Origin of the sequence: Flavobacterium sp. CLA17, assembly GCF_013112255.2 — a bacterium.
In the GTDB taxonomy this organism is placed as follows: domain Bacteria; phylum Bacteroidota; class Bacteroidia; order Flavobacteriales; family Flavobacteriaceae; genus Flavobacterium; species Flavobacterium circumlabens.
In genome coordinates this window covers 2,890,904-2,905,556 of record NZ_CP068294.1, presented here as the reverse complement: position 1 = coordinate 2,905,556, position 14,653 = coordinate 2,890,904, and the positions used below count along the sequence as shown (strand labels likewise).

The 14,653-nt window shown below is 34.8% G+C and carries 11 protein-coding genes; 6 read left to right on the top strand and 5 right to left on the bottom strand.

All coding sequences use genetic code 11. The annotated features are described in order from the left end of the window. Nucleotides 1-33: 33 nt before the first annotated feature. Nucleotides 34-1,347 carry a hypothetical protein gene (locus tag HAV12_RS11905; RefSeq protein ID WP_171569854.1) on the top strand — a complete coding sequence of 438 codons (1,314 nt, stop codon included), beginning with the start codon at nucleotides 34-36 and terminating at the stop codon, nucleotides 1,345-1,347. Nucleotides 1,348-1,485: 138 nt separating this feature from the next. On the opposite strand, the gene HAV12_RS11900 is transcribed toward HAV12_RS11905, so the two are convergent. Beyond that, entirely contained in the window at nucleotides 1,486-2,655 is a 1,170-nt protein-coding gene (locus tag HAV12_RS11900) for a proline dehydrogenase family protein (RefSeq protein ID WP_171569853.1), read from the bottom strand. Between the two features lie 91 nt (nucleotides 2,656-2,746). On the opposite strand from HAV12_RS11900, the gene aroB reads away from it, so the two are divergent. From aroB to recQ, 5 genes are all read left to right on the top strand, one after another. Then, nucleotides 2,747-3,814, top strand: a complete 1,068-nt coding sequence (gene aroB, locus HAV12_RS11895; RefSeq protein ID WP_171569852.1) for a 3-dehydroquinate synthase — start codon at nucleotides 2,747-2,749, stop codon at nucleotides 3,812-3,814. Nucleotides 3,815-4,110: 296 nt separating this feature from the next. Continuing rightward, the gene (locus HAV12_RS11890) at nucleotides 4,111-5,514 is read left to right on the top strand and encodes an arginine decarboxylase (protein WP_132036717.1); all 1,404 of its coding nucleotides are present in this window, start codon (nucleotides 4,111-4,113) and stop codon (nucleotides 5,512-5,514) included. 105 nt (nucleotides 5,515-5,619) lie between these two features. Then, nucleotides 5,620-6,588: a deoxyhypusine synthase family protein gene (locus tag HAV12_RS11885; protein WP_132036716.1), complete on the top strand. Its 969-nt coding sequence runs from the start codon at nucleotides 5,620-5,622 to the stop codon at nucleotides 6,586-6,588. 9 nt (nucleotides 6,589-6,597) lie between these two features. After that, a complete protein-coding gene (locus tag HAV12_RS11880; protein ID WP_132036715.1) occupies nucleotides 6,598-7,005 on the top strand; it encodes a DNA primase in 408 nt (135 codons plus the stop codon). Between the two features lie 126 nt (nucleotides 7,006-7,131). Beyond that, a complete protein-coding gene (recQ, locus tag HAV12_RS11875; RefSeq protein ID WP_171569851.1) occupies nucleotides 7,132-9,240 on the top strand; it encodes a DNA helicase RecQ in 2,109 nt (702 codons plus the stop codon). A 205-nt stretch (nucleotides 9,241-9,445) separates the two neighbouring features. On the opposite strand, the gene HAV12_RS11870 is transcribed toward recQ, so the two are convergent. The 4 genes from HAV12_RS11870 to HAV12_RS11855 all read right to left on the bottom strand — a co-directional run bounded on the left by HAV12_RS11870 (nucleotide 9,446) and on the right by HAV12_RS11855 (nucleotide 14,390). Continuing rightward, nucleotides 9,446-9,961 (bottom strand): DinB family protein, encoded by a 516-nt coding sequence (locus HAV12_RS11870; protein ID WP_171569850.1) that lies wholly within the window; start codon nucleotides 9,959-9,961, stop codon nucleotides 9,446-9,448. Nucleotides 9,962-10,002: 41 nt separating this feature from the next. Beyond that, on the bottom strand, nucleotides 10,003-12,588 hold the full coding sequence (locus HAV12_RS11865) for a phosphoenolpyruvate carboxylase (protein WP_171569849.1): 2,586 nt from the start codon (nucleotides 12,586-12,588) through the stop codon (nucleotides 10,003-10,005). 90 nt (nucleotides 12,589-12,678) lie between these two features. After that, nucleotides 12,679-13,158 (bottom strand): Lrp/AsnC family transcriptional regulator, encoded by a 480-nt coding sequence (locus HAV12_RS11860; RefSeq protein ID WP_007805990.1) that lies wholly within the window; start codon nucleotides 13,156-13,158, stop codon nucleotides 12,679-12,681. Nucleotides 13,159-13,235: 77 nt separating this feature from the next. Continuing rightward, the gene (locus HAV12_RS11855; protein WP_171569848.1) at nucleotides 13,236-14,390 is read right to left on the bottom strand and encodes a M14 metallopeptidase family protein; all 1,155 of its coding nucleotides are present in this window, start codon (nucleotides 14,388-14,390) and stop codon (nucleotides 13,236-13,238) included. Nucleotides 14,391-14,653 lie beyond the last annotated feature (263 nt).

The following is a 14,653-nucleotide window of genomic DNA, read 5'->3' as shown; positions in this document are numbered from 1 at the left end:
GACAAACTTCAAATAATTTAAACGCCTTTTTTAATGAAAAAATCTATGCAGAAAAGCATTTTAGTCGTAACGCTGGTAATGCTGAACATTTTTTGTGCCATCGGACAGGAGAAACCTTTTAACGTAATCAATCTAAAACCGGATGGTTCCCAATACATCAAATTTGGAATGAACCTTCAGGTTTGGGGAAGATATTCTGAACTCAATCCGGGAAGTAAAGTCGGAACAAACGAAGTTGATGAAACGTACGACATCGTCATCAGACGTTTGCGTTTACAAGCGATGGGTATGCTGACAGAGAATGTTTTCTTTCACCTTCAGCTAGGTCAGAATAATATCAATTTCCAGCAAAATTCAGGCCCTTCCAATGCACCTCTTTCTATTATGGATGCAATTGGAGAATATCATTTTAGCGATAAACTTCATATTGGCGGAGGTTTAACAGCCTGGGGAGCAGGAACAACGAGATACTCTGCCAACAGCTCTGCGACACAACTTACATTAGACACCCCAATGTATCAGCAGTTTATCAATACCTCCTCTACTTTTGGAAACAGAAATTTAAGTATTTATGCCACAGGATATTTAGGGAAATTTAATTACAGGGCAGCCATAACAAATCCGTATAGAAATAACGTAAACAATCTGGGTGTAAATTCCACTTTGAGCACAGAAACCCCACGTGCCCAATATTCGGGGATTCTTACCTATTCCTTTTTAGACAAAGAAGCTATCGAAGATCCGTATCACAGAGGAACTTACCTGGGAACCAAAAAGGTTTTCAACCTGGCACTGGGTTATATGACGCAGGCAAAAGCGATGTGGCATTTAAAACCGGATGCTACAGTAGCTTATAACGATATGAAAGTTTTAGGATTTGATGTGTTCTACGATAGTCCGATTAGCGATAAAGGAGATGCAATCACGGCCTATGCTTCTTACAACAACAATGATTACGGTAAAAACTACATTCAGTCTGTTTCTACGCCAAATCCTGCTGTTGGCGATAATACGCTTATAAACGGTTCAGGCGCTGGTTTTATTGGTGTGGGAACCGGAAATATCTATTACGCCCAATTGGGGTATTTATTTGCTAAATCTTCCAGTGAAACAAAAAAAGGACGCTTTCAGCCTTATGTAGCAACCCAAATTGCAGCTTTGGAAGCTTTAGACACTCCAATGACGATGTATGAAATTGGAGCAAACTATTACACAACCGGAACTTTTGGACCAAAATTTAGTTTGAATTACCAAAACAGAGCTGTCTACGACAAATCATTAGTTGGAAAATATACCCAAAGTGACCGTCTGGGAACAGTAGTTTTGCAATGTCAGGTTTCGTTCTAAAATTCCAATAAACGAATCTAAATCCCAATAAAAAAAATCCAAATTCCAATCATAACAATTGGAATTTGGATTTTTTTTTATTTTTGGAATTTTAAACCCGACAGGTTTTTAAAACCTGTCGGGTCTGGTAAATATATTTTATTTTCCTTTTCTTCTTTTGCGTTCTGCTTTAATCATCGATAATTCACGGCTGGTCTGACCTGCCACAGATGTATTTTCCTCGGCACGACGGATCAGGTACGGCATAACATCTTTTACAGGGCCGAAAGGTAAATATTTAGCGTCGTTATAACCGTTTTCGGCTAAGTTGTAGCTGATATTATCGCTCATTCCGTATAATTGACCGAACCAGATTCTGTTATCGTTTTTGGCAATTCCTTTTTCCTGCATCATTTCCATCAATTTATAAGAACTCAATTCGTTATGAGTTCCGGCAAAAATTGACATGGTATCTAAATGATCCAGCATATAACGTACCGCATGATCATAGTTTTCATCTGTTGCTTCTTTAGAAACACAAATTGGAGAAACATAGTTCTTTTCTTCGGCTCTTTTGTTTTCTTTTTCCATGTAAGCGCCACGAACCAGTTTCATTCCAATAAAGAAACCTTCTTTTTTGGCAACGTCATGCAGTTTTTTCAAATAATCCAAACGATCCCAACGGTACATTTGTAACGTATTAAAAACAATCGCTTTCTCTTTATTGTATTTGCGCATCATATCGGTAACCAAATCGTCAGCAGCATCCTGCATCCAGCTTTCTTCACCATCAATCAATAAAGAAACATCTTTGGTGTGCGCTTCGCTGCAAACCTTGTCAAAACGGGCTACTACTCTATCCCATTCTGCCTGTTCTGCCGGAGATAATGTTTGTTTTTCGCCTAACTTTTCATACAGCTCAAAACGACCTAAACCGGTTGGTTTAAAAACTGCAAACGGAATCGCTAAACGTTCTTTAGCAAATTCTATCGTTTTTAATGTCATTTCCAAAGCAGCATCAAACTGCTCTTCTTCTTCTTTTCCTTCAACTGAATAATCTAAAACAGATGAAACGCCTTTGGTAAACATTTTGTCTACTACGGTAATACAATCGTCTTCGTTTATACCACCGCAAAAGTGATCAAAAACAGTTGCACGGATTAATCCTTCTACTGGCAAATGTGCTTTAATAGCAAAATTGGTAACAGCAGTTCCTATCCTCACCAAGGGTTCGCTGTCGATCATTTTAAAAAGAAAATAAGCTCTGTCAAGTTCCGTATCGCTTTTTAACGAAAATGCAACCTGAGTATTGTCGAATATTTTTTCCATTTAGGTTATTTTTTTGTGCAAATATAGACAGAGTTTCAATATTATCTAGTTAAAAAAGCCTTATTTTGCGGTTTCAATTAACCAAAAAAATATGCAATCTATTCAGGCCAATAATTATCTGGTGCATTTTAACCAAAATGCATACGAAGCTTTAAATACACATTTAAAAGAAAATAAATACTCTAATTTGTTTATTATAGTTGATAATGAAACAAATGAGCATTGCTTACCTAAATTTTTGCCCTTACTTGAAACTGATTTAACGATAGAAATAATCGAATTTGAATCGGGCGAAATCAATAAAAATATCGAAACCTGTGTCGAAATCTGGAATGTCCTGACAGAACTGGGTGCCGACAGAAAATCGCTTGTAATTAACCTGGGCGGCGGTGTTGTGACCGATCTAGGCGGATTTGTTGCTTCTACTTTCAAACGCGGCGTTGACTTTATCAATATTCCGACTACCTTATTATCTATGGTTGATGCTTCCGTTGGAGGAAAAACCGGAGTAGATTTGGGAAATCTGAAAAACCAGATTGGTGTTATTAACGTACCGCAAATGGTATTGATTGATACGGATTATCTGGAGACTCTATCGCAAAGCGAAATGCGTTCAGGACTGGCGGAAATGCTGAAACACGGCCTTATTTATGATGCCGCATACTGGAGACAGTTTTTAGACCTAAAATCAATTGATTATGCCGATTTTGATGAATTGATTTATCGCTCTGTTGAAATTAAAAATGAAATTGTTATTCAGGATCCAACCGAAAAAAACATCCGTAAAGCGCTGAATTTCGGTCATACCTTAGGGCATGCGATCGAAAGTTACTTTTTAGAAAGCGAAACCAAAAAGACTTTACTGCACGGCGAGGCAATTGCCATCGGAATGATTCTGGAAAGTTATATTTCATTGCATAAAAACTTAATTACTGCAGCCGAATATGCTGAAATAAAAGCAGCAATCAAAAATATATATGATGATGTTCAGGTCGAAGAAAATGATATTGAACCGATCCTCGAATTGCTTATTCACGACAAAAAAAACGAGTACGGTTTAATTCAATTTGCCCTGATTGAAGGAATCGGTAAAATCAAAATTAATCAATCCGTTGAAAATAAATTGATTCTGGATGCGTTTGAGGATTATAAATCTTAAACTTTTTTTAATCAAAAGCATTGCTTTAGGTGTATTTTATTTTTTACATTTGCCACGATGAAAACAAACAACAAACAAAGACATTTCAGTTCTTACAGAAACAGGCTCAATAGTTCCTTGCTAAGGATGCTGAACCGTTTTTATAATAGCAAAAGTCCGTTTTATTGTGATGTTTTTTTATATTCTAAAGCAGAACACGAAAAACTGCAAATTGTATTTGCCAATATCAGAGTTTGAATTTAAGATTTAGCACCGTTTTCTAAATAAATACTACAATCTTAAATATTCAAAAATAAATGAATACAAAATATTCTGATCTAATTAATCAAACGTACTACTTCCCACAAGAGGAATTTAAATTAAATAAAGACAACTTACAATTTCACAATATCGATTTGATGAAATTAGTGGAACAATACGGTACACCATTAAAATTCACATACTTACCTCAAATTTCTGAAAATATCAATAAGGCAAAAGCCTGGTTCAGAAAATCGATGGAAAAAAACAAGTACGAAGGAAAGTATTACTATTGTTATTGTACAAAAAGTTCTCATTTTGAATATATAATGAATGAAGCATTCAAGAACAACATTCATGTTGAAACTTCATCTGCATTTGACATTAATATCGTAGAGAATTTATTGGAAAACGGTAAAATCAACAAAAGTACTTATGTGATTTGCAACGGTTTTAAAAGAGACGAATACATTAGTAACATTGCGAGATTAATCAATAACGGACATAAAAATACAATTCCGATTATTGATAATTATGAAGAACTTGATTTGCTACAGGCAGAAATTAAAGGAAAATTCAAAATAGGAATCCGTATTGCCGCTGAAGAAGAACCTAAATTTGAGTTTTATACGTCAAGATTAGGTATTGGATACAAAAATATAGTTGCCTTTTATAAAAAACAAATTCAGGAAAATGATAAACTAGAGCTGAAAATGCTTCACTTTTTCATCAATACCGGAATAAACGATACGGCCTATTACTGGAATGAATTGGTAAAATGTATCAAAGTGTATATTGCGCTTAAAAAGGAATGCCCTACCCTTGATGGTTTGAACATTGGAGGTGGTTTCCCGATTAAAAACTCACTGGCTTTCGAATATGACTACCAATACATGATTGATGAAATTATCAATCAGATTAAAATTGCGTGTGATGAAGCCGAAGTTGATGTTCCGAATATCTTTACGGAATTTGGATCTTTTACAGTAGGTGAAAGCGGCGGTGCTATCTATCAGATTTTGTATCAGAAACAACAAAATGACAGAGAGAAATGGAACATGATTGATTCTTCTTTCATTACTACTTTGCCGGATACATGGGCAATAAACAAACGTTTTATTATGCTGGCGGTAAACCGTTGGAATGATACCTATGAGCGGGTTTTATTGGGTGGATTGACTTGTGATAGTGATGATTACTACAATTCAGAACAAAATATGAACGCGATTTATTTGCCTAAATATAACAAAGAGAAACCCTTGTATATTGGTTTCTTTAATACTGGTGCATATCAGGAAACTATCGGAGGATACGGAGGCTTACACCACTGTCTGATTCCACAGCCTAAACATATTTTAATAGATCGTGACGAAAACGGAATTTTAGCTACTGAAGTTTTCTCAGAACAGCAAACTTCTGATGATGTATTAAAGATTTTAGGCTATACTAAAAAAGTATAAAAATAAACCTGCTAAATAAAAGTTAATATCGGGAAAATTATTAATTTGCAGTGTCATCCAAAAGGTTAAACTTTTAATTCAAAAAAAAACAAAAAAACAAAAAAAATGAAAGGACCAATCAGTCAGTTTATTGAAAAACATTATTTACACTTTAATTCTGCTTCTTTGGTTGATGCGGCAAAAGCATACGAACAGCAATTGGCAAATGGAGCTAAAATGATGGTAAGTATGGCTGGCGCTATGAGTACAGCAGAAATTGGTAAAATTTTTGCCGAAATAATCAGACAGGATAAAGTTCAGATTATTTCCTGTACAGGAGCCAATCTGGAAGAAGACATTATGAACTTAGTAGCACACTCTCACTACGAAAGAGTGCCAAACTATCGTGATTTAACTCCTGAAGATGAATGGGCTTTGCTTGAAAGAGGATTAAATCGTGTTACTGACACTTGTATTCCTGAGCATGAAGCATTTCGTCGTTTACAAAAACACATTTATAAAATCTGGAAAGATGCTGATGACAAAGGAGAACGTTATTTCCCGCATGAATTCATGTATAAAATGTTGTTATCAGGCGTTTTGGAAGAATATTATGAAATAGATTTAAAAGATAGCTGGATGTATGCGGCAGCTGAGAAAAATTTACCTATTATTGTTCCGGGTTGGGAAGATAGTACTATGGGTAATATTTTTGCTTCATACGTAATTAAAGGCGAACTGAAAGCGTCTACCATGAAATCTGGAATTGAATATATGACATTCCTAGCTGATTGGTATCCTAAGAATAGCAGCAAAGGAATTGGATTTTTCCAAATCGGTGGTGGTATTGCAGGAGATTTCCCTATTTGCGTAGTACCAATGTTATATCAGGATATGGAAATGCATGATATTCCGTTTTGGAGTTATTTCTGCCAGATTTCAGATTCAACAACTAGTTACGGATCCTATTCCGGAGCAGTTCCGAACGAGAAAATCACCTGGGGTAAATTAGACATCAAAACCCCTAAATTTATTATTGAGTCGGATGCTACAATTGTTGCTCCGTTAATTTTTGCATATTTATTAGATTTATAGGATAATTTTATGAAAAGAGTTATAGTAGACTACGCTAAACTTACCAACGAAATTTTAAACCTTTTGGTGGAAAAATTTCCTGATGGTTATGATGATTCGGATGTTATCCGTTTTAGAAATGCTAAAAACGAATTGATCGAAGCTGTTGAAGTTCGTACTGAAGACACTATTTATTTAGTAAAAATTAGTACTAAACTTGCTGATAGAATTGAAAATTACGATGAAGATGATGATATTGACGTAGATGTTGATGTAATCGAGCCGGTAAAAGGTCTTGATCTTGATGATGATATTGATGACGATGATGATGACGATACTCTGGACAAACCGGATGTTGATGGCGATGACGATGATGACGACGATAAAGACAAAGATGATATTGCTGACGATGATGACGAAGACGATGATGAAGATTAATTTATCACTTTCTAAATAAACTAAAGGAACTCTTAATCGGGTTCCTTTTTTTATGAGTCGAAATAAATTAACTCAATTATAAGAAAAATACTATATTTGTATCTTACTTAAAGTAATATCAGCCCAATGAATTCAGAAATACTACATGCCAAACTAAAGGAAAACTTTGGATTTGAAAAATTCAGACCCAATCAGGAAATCATTATAAATACTATCCTCTCAGGTCAGGATGCCCTGGCTATTATGCCAACCGGAGGCGGGAAATCAATCTGTTTTCAGTTACCGGCATTAGTTTTGCCCGGAATTACAATTGTAATTTCACCGCTGATTGCTTTGATGAAAGATCAGGTTGACAGCTTAAAGACGAATGGAATTCAGGCTTGTTATATCAATAGCAGCCAATCCGCTGAAGAACAGCAGTATTTTATAGACAATTTAAAATCCAATACCTTTAAATTGGTTTACATTGCACCCGAAAGTTTATCGTATCTGGATGTCGTGTTTAGTGAATTGACCATTAGCCTGATCGCCATAGATGAAGCGCATTGTATTTCCTCCTGGGGACATGACTTCCGCCCTGCTTATACCAATCTGGGATATTTAAAAAGCCGCTTCCCTTCTACTCCGGTTCTGGCGCTTACGGCCACAGCTGATAAAGCCACCCGCACCGATATTACCAAACAGTTAAACTTAAAAAACCCGAAAACCTTTGTAGCTTCTTTCGACAGGAAAAATCTAAGTCTGGAAGTCCGTCCGGCTTTAGATCGTGTCAAACAAATCATTGATTTTGTAGAGAGCAAGCCAAATGAATGCGGGATTATCTATTGCCTGAGCAGGAAAACAACTGAAGAGCTGGCTGATAAACTGAAAAAGAACGGAATTGCAGCAAAAGCCTATCACGCCGGATTGGATAATAAAGTACGTGCCAAAACACAGGACGAATTCATAAATGATGATTGCCAGGTAGTTTGCGCCACAATTGCTTTCGGAATGGGAATTGATAAATCGAATGTTCGCTGGGTCATTCATTATAATTTACCCAAAAATATCGAAGGGTACTACCAGGAAATTGGCCGTGCTGGCCGTGACGGATTACCTGCAGAAACGATTTTATTTGAAAGTTATGCCGATGTCATTCAGCTGCAGAAATTTGCTTCCGAAGGATTGAACGCTGATGTGCAGCTGGCGAAACTGGAAAGAATGAAGCAATATGCTGATGCTTTAAGCTGCAGGCGAAAAATTCTGCTCTCCTACTTTGGTGAATTGGTGAAAGAAAACTGCGGTAACTGCGATATTTGCAAAAATCCTCCAACATTTTTTGATGGTACGATTCTCGCGCAAAAAGCATTGTCTGCTATTAGCCGTTTACAAGAATCTGAACCTTTGGCGGTAATTGTAGATTTTTTAAGAGGCTCAAAAAACGCGTATATCTACGAAAAAAATTATCAAACGCTAAAAACGTACGGAATTGGCGCTGATATTTCATGGTACGACTGGAATCAATACTTAATTCAATTAATCAATCTTGGATATTGTGAAATTGCTTTTCACCAGCATAATAAAATCCTGCTTACTCCCTTTGCTAAAAAAGTTTTGTTTGAAGGTGAAAAAGTAAAACTGAATACCGTTGTTAAAAAAGTAATTGATAAAAACGAAATTAAAGAAACAAAAGCTAAAACCGTTAAAAATTCGCTTTTTGAAATACTGCGAAAATTGCGCTATGAAATTGCCAAAGATGAAGAAGTTCCTGCTTATGTTATTTTTAGTGATGCGGCTTTAAGACAAATGGAAACTTTAAAACCAATGACCGATGAGGAATTCCTTGCGATCGATGGTGTCGGAAAAGCAAAACTTGAAAAATACGGCTCAGAATTTATAGATGCCATTATTTATTACGAAAAGGTAAAAAAAGCGAATGCCAAGCCTAAAAAAGAGAGCAACACCTATAAAACAACTTTGGAATTGTTTCAAAATGGCGCTTCGGTAGAAGAAATTGCCCGAAAACGAAATTTAGGGCAAACGACTATCATTTCGCATTTAGCTAAGTTATACGTTGATGGAAATGATATAGATTTAAGTCAATTTGTTTCTGAAGACGAAGTTAAGTTACTACATAAAGCACAAGTAGCATTAGAATATCCAACAGCCCTCAAACCTTATTATGATTATTTTGAACAAAAAATGCCGTATGATAAGATTAGGTTTGGACTTGCGGTTGTGGAGCGGAATAAGTAAATAAAAAAATAATACTTTTTTTGTGTCATTTCGACCGAAGGGAGAAATCACACAAGTAGCCCGACAAAGATTGGTGACAGTAGCCATGGAGTTTCTTGTGTGATTTCTCCCTTCGCTCGAAATGACAAGATTATGAAAAAATTAAACATAAAAAATCCCGTGAATTGAATCCACGGGATTTTTTCATTATCAGAAAAAAGAAAGCCTACAAATAACGTTCTTCAAAAACTTTCTGATGATGTTTTTGATGGCCTATAATTACAAAACCCAAAGCACGAACAGAAATCTGATTATTGGAAGCTGTTCCAATGGCTTTAAGCTGTTCTTCAGATAAGCTTTTGTAAAATAATAAATTGGAGTGCCTTACAGCAGATAATTCCGTTAATAAATCCTGAATACTTCTTCCGCCTGCATTGGTATTGGCGGCATAATCATTTTCCTCAAAACTATGTAATGGTGTTTTGTCGAATCTTGAAAAACGCAATGCCCGATAAGCAAAAATACGTTCCGTATCAATAATATGCTGAATAATATCTTTGATGGTCCATTTACCTTCTGCATAGCGATAATCGAATTTATCCATTGGAATATTTTGAACAAATTTGATAAAAGCGTGTAAGGAAATTTCTAATTCTTCAATCAGATTTACATCTCCGGCTTCCCTAACATAAGTTGCAAATCCTCCTGAATATTCATTTTCTACTAATTGGGCTGAATTCATTTTCTGTATTTTTTAAATTTTAAATATCCTAAAACTGCCTTTTAAGCTGAATTTCTACTTGCATTTGTGTTTCCGAAAAGAGATCTGGTCACGATCTTCTCATACACTTTGATCAGCTCATCATTACCGCCATTTTCTTTGTTCAATTCATTAATTCGCAACAACGCATATTGCTGTATCGTCAACAATGGCATAACGATACGCTCTCTTATCTGAATGGATGCTATACCATCAGGGTAATTTTCCATCAGTGTTTTGTGGTCGGCAATTTTAAGCAAAAGACGTTTTGTTTCTACAAATTCGTCATAGATAATCTGCCAGAATTCACCAAACTCAGGATCTTTTCTCATATAAGCCGTCAATGGGAAAAATGATTTTGCCAAAGACATCATACTGTTTTCAAGAAGCGTTCTGAAAAATAAGGAGTCGTGATATAGATCATAAACTTTATCCCACTGATTGGTGTCTTCAAAATACTTCAAAGCAGTTCCTACTCCAAAAAATCCGGGTACATTTTGTTTTAACTGACTCCATGAACCTACAAACGGGATCGCTCTTAAATCGGCAAAATCTAATTGTTCCGATTTACTTCTTTTAGAAGGGCGGCTTCCAATATTCGTTTTGGAATAATATTTCAGCGTACTCATTTTCTCTAAATACGGGATAAATTTAGGATGATTTTTGAAACTCAAGTATTTATCATATCCTAAACCGGCCAATTGTGTTAAAATTGCGGTTTCCTCCGGACTTAATTCGTTCTTTTCTTTACTGAATACCTGGTTGGTAACACCGGCACTTAATAAGTTTTCAATATTATAACGACAGGAATCCAATGTTCCAAAATTAGAACTGATGGTTTGCCCCTGTACTGTAATCTGAATTTCGTTATTTTCAATTTTCGGACCTAAAGATGCATAAAACTTATGTGTTTTTCCTCCACCACGCGCAGGAGGTCCGCCACGTCCGTCAAAGAAAATTGCTTTCACACCATATTTTCTTGAAATTTCCGTTAAAGCAATTTTTGCCTGATAGATACTCCAATTAGCCATTAAATAACCGCCATCTTTCGTTCCGTCAGAGAAACCAAGCATAATAGTTTGCTTGTTATCACGCGCTTTTAAATGTTTCGAATACTCCGGATTGGTATACAATTGCTCCATTATTTCATGTGCTTTCTGTAAATCATCAACAGATTCAAAAAGCGGAATAATATCAACGGTAGGATTCTCCCAGTTATTCAGCCGAATCATAGCAAAGGTTTCCATGACATTGAGCGCACTTTCGTTATTACTAATAATATAACGATTGGCACCAAATTCTCCATTGGCTTTCTGAATCGTTTTTATCGCTTGTACGGATTCCAATGTAGATCTTGTAATTTCATCCTCAAATTCAGCCGGATTTAATTCTCCTTTAACTTTAGATAAAACAACTAATTTCTCTTCTTCGGATAATTCGAAATAATTATTCGGGAATATTGTAGAACCTGAATTTAGATAATGATCCACAACATCTTTAAAAACGACATTATGAATTTTACTGTTCTGACGAATGTCCAGTGTAGCAAAATGGAATCCGAATAAATTAATTTTCACTAAAAAAGCTTCCAGTTCATCTAGATACAACGACTGATGTTTTTCAATAATTATGCTTCTGATTTTGTTCAGCTGAGTCAGTAATTCGTCTAAAGTAATGTAAATTTCACCTTTGGAATAAAAAACAGAACGATAAAGTTTATGTTCAAGTTCAGCAACCAAAGTATCTACCCCTGAGAATGTTAACTTTCTTTTTAGATTTCTCATTTCCACATAATAACACTTTAAAATCGAAGTTCGCAAGCGGTCTGCTACTTTTAAAGTAATCTCTGTTGTTACAAAGGGATTTCCGTCACGGTCACCTCCCGGCCAGAATCCGAGCTTAATTAATTGGTTTTGAATTGCATTTCCGTTAAGGATATTTTTTTGAAGATAGTGAACAATTTCACCTGAAGTCGCATAGAAAACATTCTCCAGATACCAGATAAGGCTAACTGCTTCATCATAAGGATTTGGCTTTTCATTTTGTATGAAAGGTGTTTTTCCAAGCTGTGCTAAAAGCTGTTTGATTTTCAGCAAATCATTCAATCGGATCGCTTCTGTTAAATCATTTATAATTCCCAAAACAGGTCCGGGGTAAAATTGTGTCGGATGCGCTGTTAATACGGTTCTGACATTAAAATTTTCAAGAAATTCAATCAGTTCATCGTCCTTCTCCTTAGCATCTGATCTTTCCTTTATATCACGCAGCGAGCCACGTCCTTCCATGTTATTAACCTCAGGGAAAGCAGCATCTTCGATTGCATCAAAAAGTACAATCTGACGCTCTATGTACTGAATAAACCGAAACATTAAATCGATTTTTTCACTCTCGGAAGCATTGTTTAAATATTTATTGGAAAAGAAATCAAAAATTTCCTTTGGTGTTTCCTGTTTTTTAAATCCTGTTTCACAAGTTTCTGTAAATAAAGGAAGTAAAACCCCTGTATTATCAATAGAATCAAAGGGTAATGTTATAAAAACACTATTGTAAATGTGATATTTTGAGAGAACATCTTGATTAAAACGCTCAATTTTGGGTAACGTATACATAATCGTGTTATAGTTGGTTGGTTAATAGGTCATAAAAAAACCCCAAGAATAAACTTGAGGTTACATTTTAATATAGCATTCAAGAAAATATTACATATTTTTAAAAATAGTATGCATCAAACGCTTCTTATCGTTTATACTTTCTTCTAATGAAATCATAGTTTCGGTTCTGTAAACTCCCTCGATATCATCGATCATGAAGATTACTTCTTTTGCATGCTTAGTATCTTTTGCTCTGATTTTGCAAAAAATATTGAATTTTCCTGTAGTAACAGATGCTACCGTTACGAATGGAATTTGATTGATTCGCTCTAATACAAATTTAGTCTGAGATGTATTATTCAAAAACACTCCCACATAAGCAATAAATGAATACCCTAATTTATCGTAATCTAAGGCTAGTGAAGATCCCATTATTATCCCTGCGTCTTCCATTTTTTTTACTCTAACATGTACTGTTCCAGCAGATATCAATAGTTTTTTTGCTATGTCAGTAAACGGAACTCTCGTATTGTCTATTAACATATCTAAAATCTGGTGATCTACTTCATCTAAACGAAATTTACTCATAATTCTTTAATTAATATTACTAATTGCTATAACAAAGTATAAAAATATATATAAAAAATAACAAATTCACATAAAAATTAACTTTTTATCAATCCGTTAACAAATTTAATATTTTTATTTAAATAAAAATCTGCTTTTTGATTCAAATTCGGAAAATTACTAAAGTCATCTGAATAGCTTGCTCCTTTGGCGTCATATTCATAATGTCCTAAATAATTTTCTAATTCGCCTACTTCAACTATATAGGCATTGAAGTGAATCTTATTTTCAATCAATTCTTCTCTGTATTGTGCGACAAAATTCGTAATAATTTCGATACCATCATAATTTATTTTGATATTTTTATACATAAAATCATAAAAAACGACTTTATTTTGTGAAATATTCAAATAATCATAAAATCTATTATCAACTAAATCGTTTTCGGAAAGTATTTTAAATGCTGAAATAAGTGAGAAAAAGATGAACTTTCTCGTTATTTCGCGGTTATAGTCGTTTGTATAGTGGCCTGCCTCAAATAAAATTGTCGGAACACCCAGAAACTGAAAGGTATCTCCGATACAATTGATATTAAAGGAATCATCAAAGCGACCCACTTGTCCGGGAATATATTCCTGCAAAACGTCATTTATTCCTGCGATTACATTAATAGCCTTTAATCGGTTATCATTTACTTCCCTTTCTTCATTATAAGAAGGTGCTAAAAAGGAAACAGTTGCAGGTTTTCCTGTGTCTCCAGCTCCAAAAATAGTGCGCTGATCATGAAGATTAAAACAATAATGCGGTTTAAAGGACTCAAAGACATTTCTTAGCACATTGCTTTCGGGCTGAGTAAGATTTTGAGAATCACGGTTCAGGTCTATCTTATTGGCATTTTCACGGGTATAGAGAGCCGCTCCGTCAGGATTTAAGATGGGAATACAATAAAAGGTAAAGGTTTTAAGCATTGTATCTGCAAAATCAGATCCGCTGTTTAAAACATTAATAAAATCAAAGAGTGCTTTTGTGGTGGTACTTTCATTTCCATGCATTTGTGACCATAAGTAAATGCGTGTTGCTCCGGTACCCGCCTGGTAACTATATATAGGTTTATCTAAAACTGATTTACCTATAAGCTTAACCTGGTCATGAGTATTTAATCTGTCTAATAAAGGCTGAATATGATCTAAAGTCAGGTAACGTCCTTCTATCGATTGTTCTTTGTATTGGTCAAATAATTGTTCTAAATTCATTGTCTTGTTATTAGTTTACAAAAGTAAACATCTTTATTTTTACAATTGTAAACAGTAAAAAAGAAGCTAAATTTAGAATTGTAAACAGATAATTTGAGGTAATTTAATAATTCCGCCCTTATGTTGTTAACAATTGTGACTTGTGTTAATTAATAATACAAAAATATTGATTATCAATTAGTTAAATACTATTACTTAGAGTAAAAACCTGCCATTATAAGGATTAAAATACTAATTTACAACTGTAAAATAGGTTATTTAAA

Excerpts from the sequence above, each read along its gene's own strand:
- HAV12_RS11905 (WP_171569854.1), top strand. The coding sequence starts at position 34 with ATGAAAAAATCTATGCAGAAAAGCATTTTAGTCGTAACGCTGGTAATG.
- HAV12_RS11900 (WP_171569853.1), bottom strand. The coding sequence starts at position 2,655 with ATGGAAAAAATATTCGACAATACTCAGGTTGCATTTTCGTTAAAAAGC.
- aroB (WP_171569852.1), top strand. The coding sequence starts at position 2,747 with ATGCAATCTATTCAGGCCAATAATTATCTGGTGCATTTTAACCAAAAT.
- HAV12_RS11890 (WP_132036717.1), top strand. The coding sequence starts at position 4,111 with ATGAATACAAAATATTCTGATCTAATTAATCAAACGTACTACTTCCCA.
- HAV12_RS11885 (WP_132036716.1), top strand. The coding sequence starts at position 5,620 with ATGAAAGGACCAATCAGTCAGTTTATTGAAAAACATTATTTACACTTT.
- HAV12_RS11880 (WP_132036715.1), top strand. The coding sequence starts at position 6,598 with ATGAAAAGAGTTATAGTAGACTACGCTAAACTTACCAACGAAATTTTA.
- recQ (WP_171569851.1), top strand. The coding sequence starts at position 7,132 with ATGAATTCAGAAATACTACATGCCAAACTAAAGGAAAACTTTGGATTT.
- HAV12_RS11870 (WP_171569850.1), bottom strand. The coding sequence starts at position 9,961 with ATGAATTCAGCCCAATTAGTAGAAAATGAATATTCAGGAGGATTTGCA.
- HAV12_RS11865 (WP_171569849.1), bottom strand. The coding sequence starts at position 12,588 with ATGTATACGTTACCCAAAATTGAGCGTTTTAATCAAGATGTTCTCTCA.
- HAV12_RS11860 (WP_007805990.1), bottom strand. The coding sequence starts at position 13,158 with ATGAGTAAATTTCGTTTAGATGAAGTAGATCACCAGATTTTAGATATG.
- HAV12_RS11855 (WP_171569848.1), bottom strand. The coding sequence starts at position 14,390 with ATGAATTTAGAACAATTATTTGACCAATACAAAGAACAATCGATAGAA.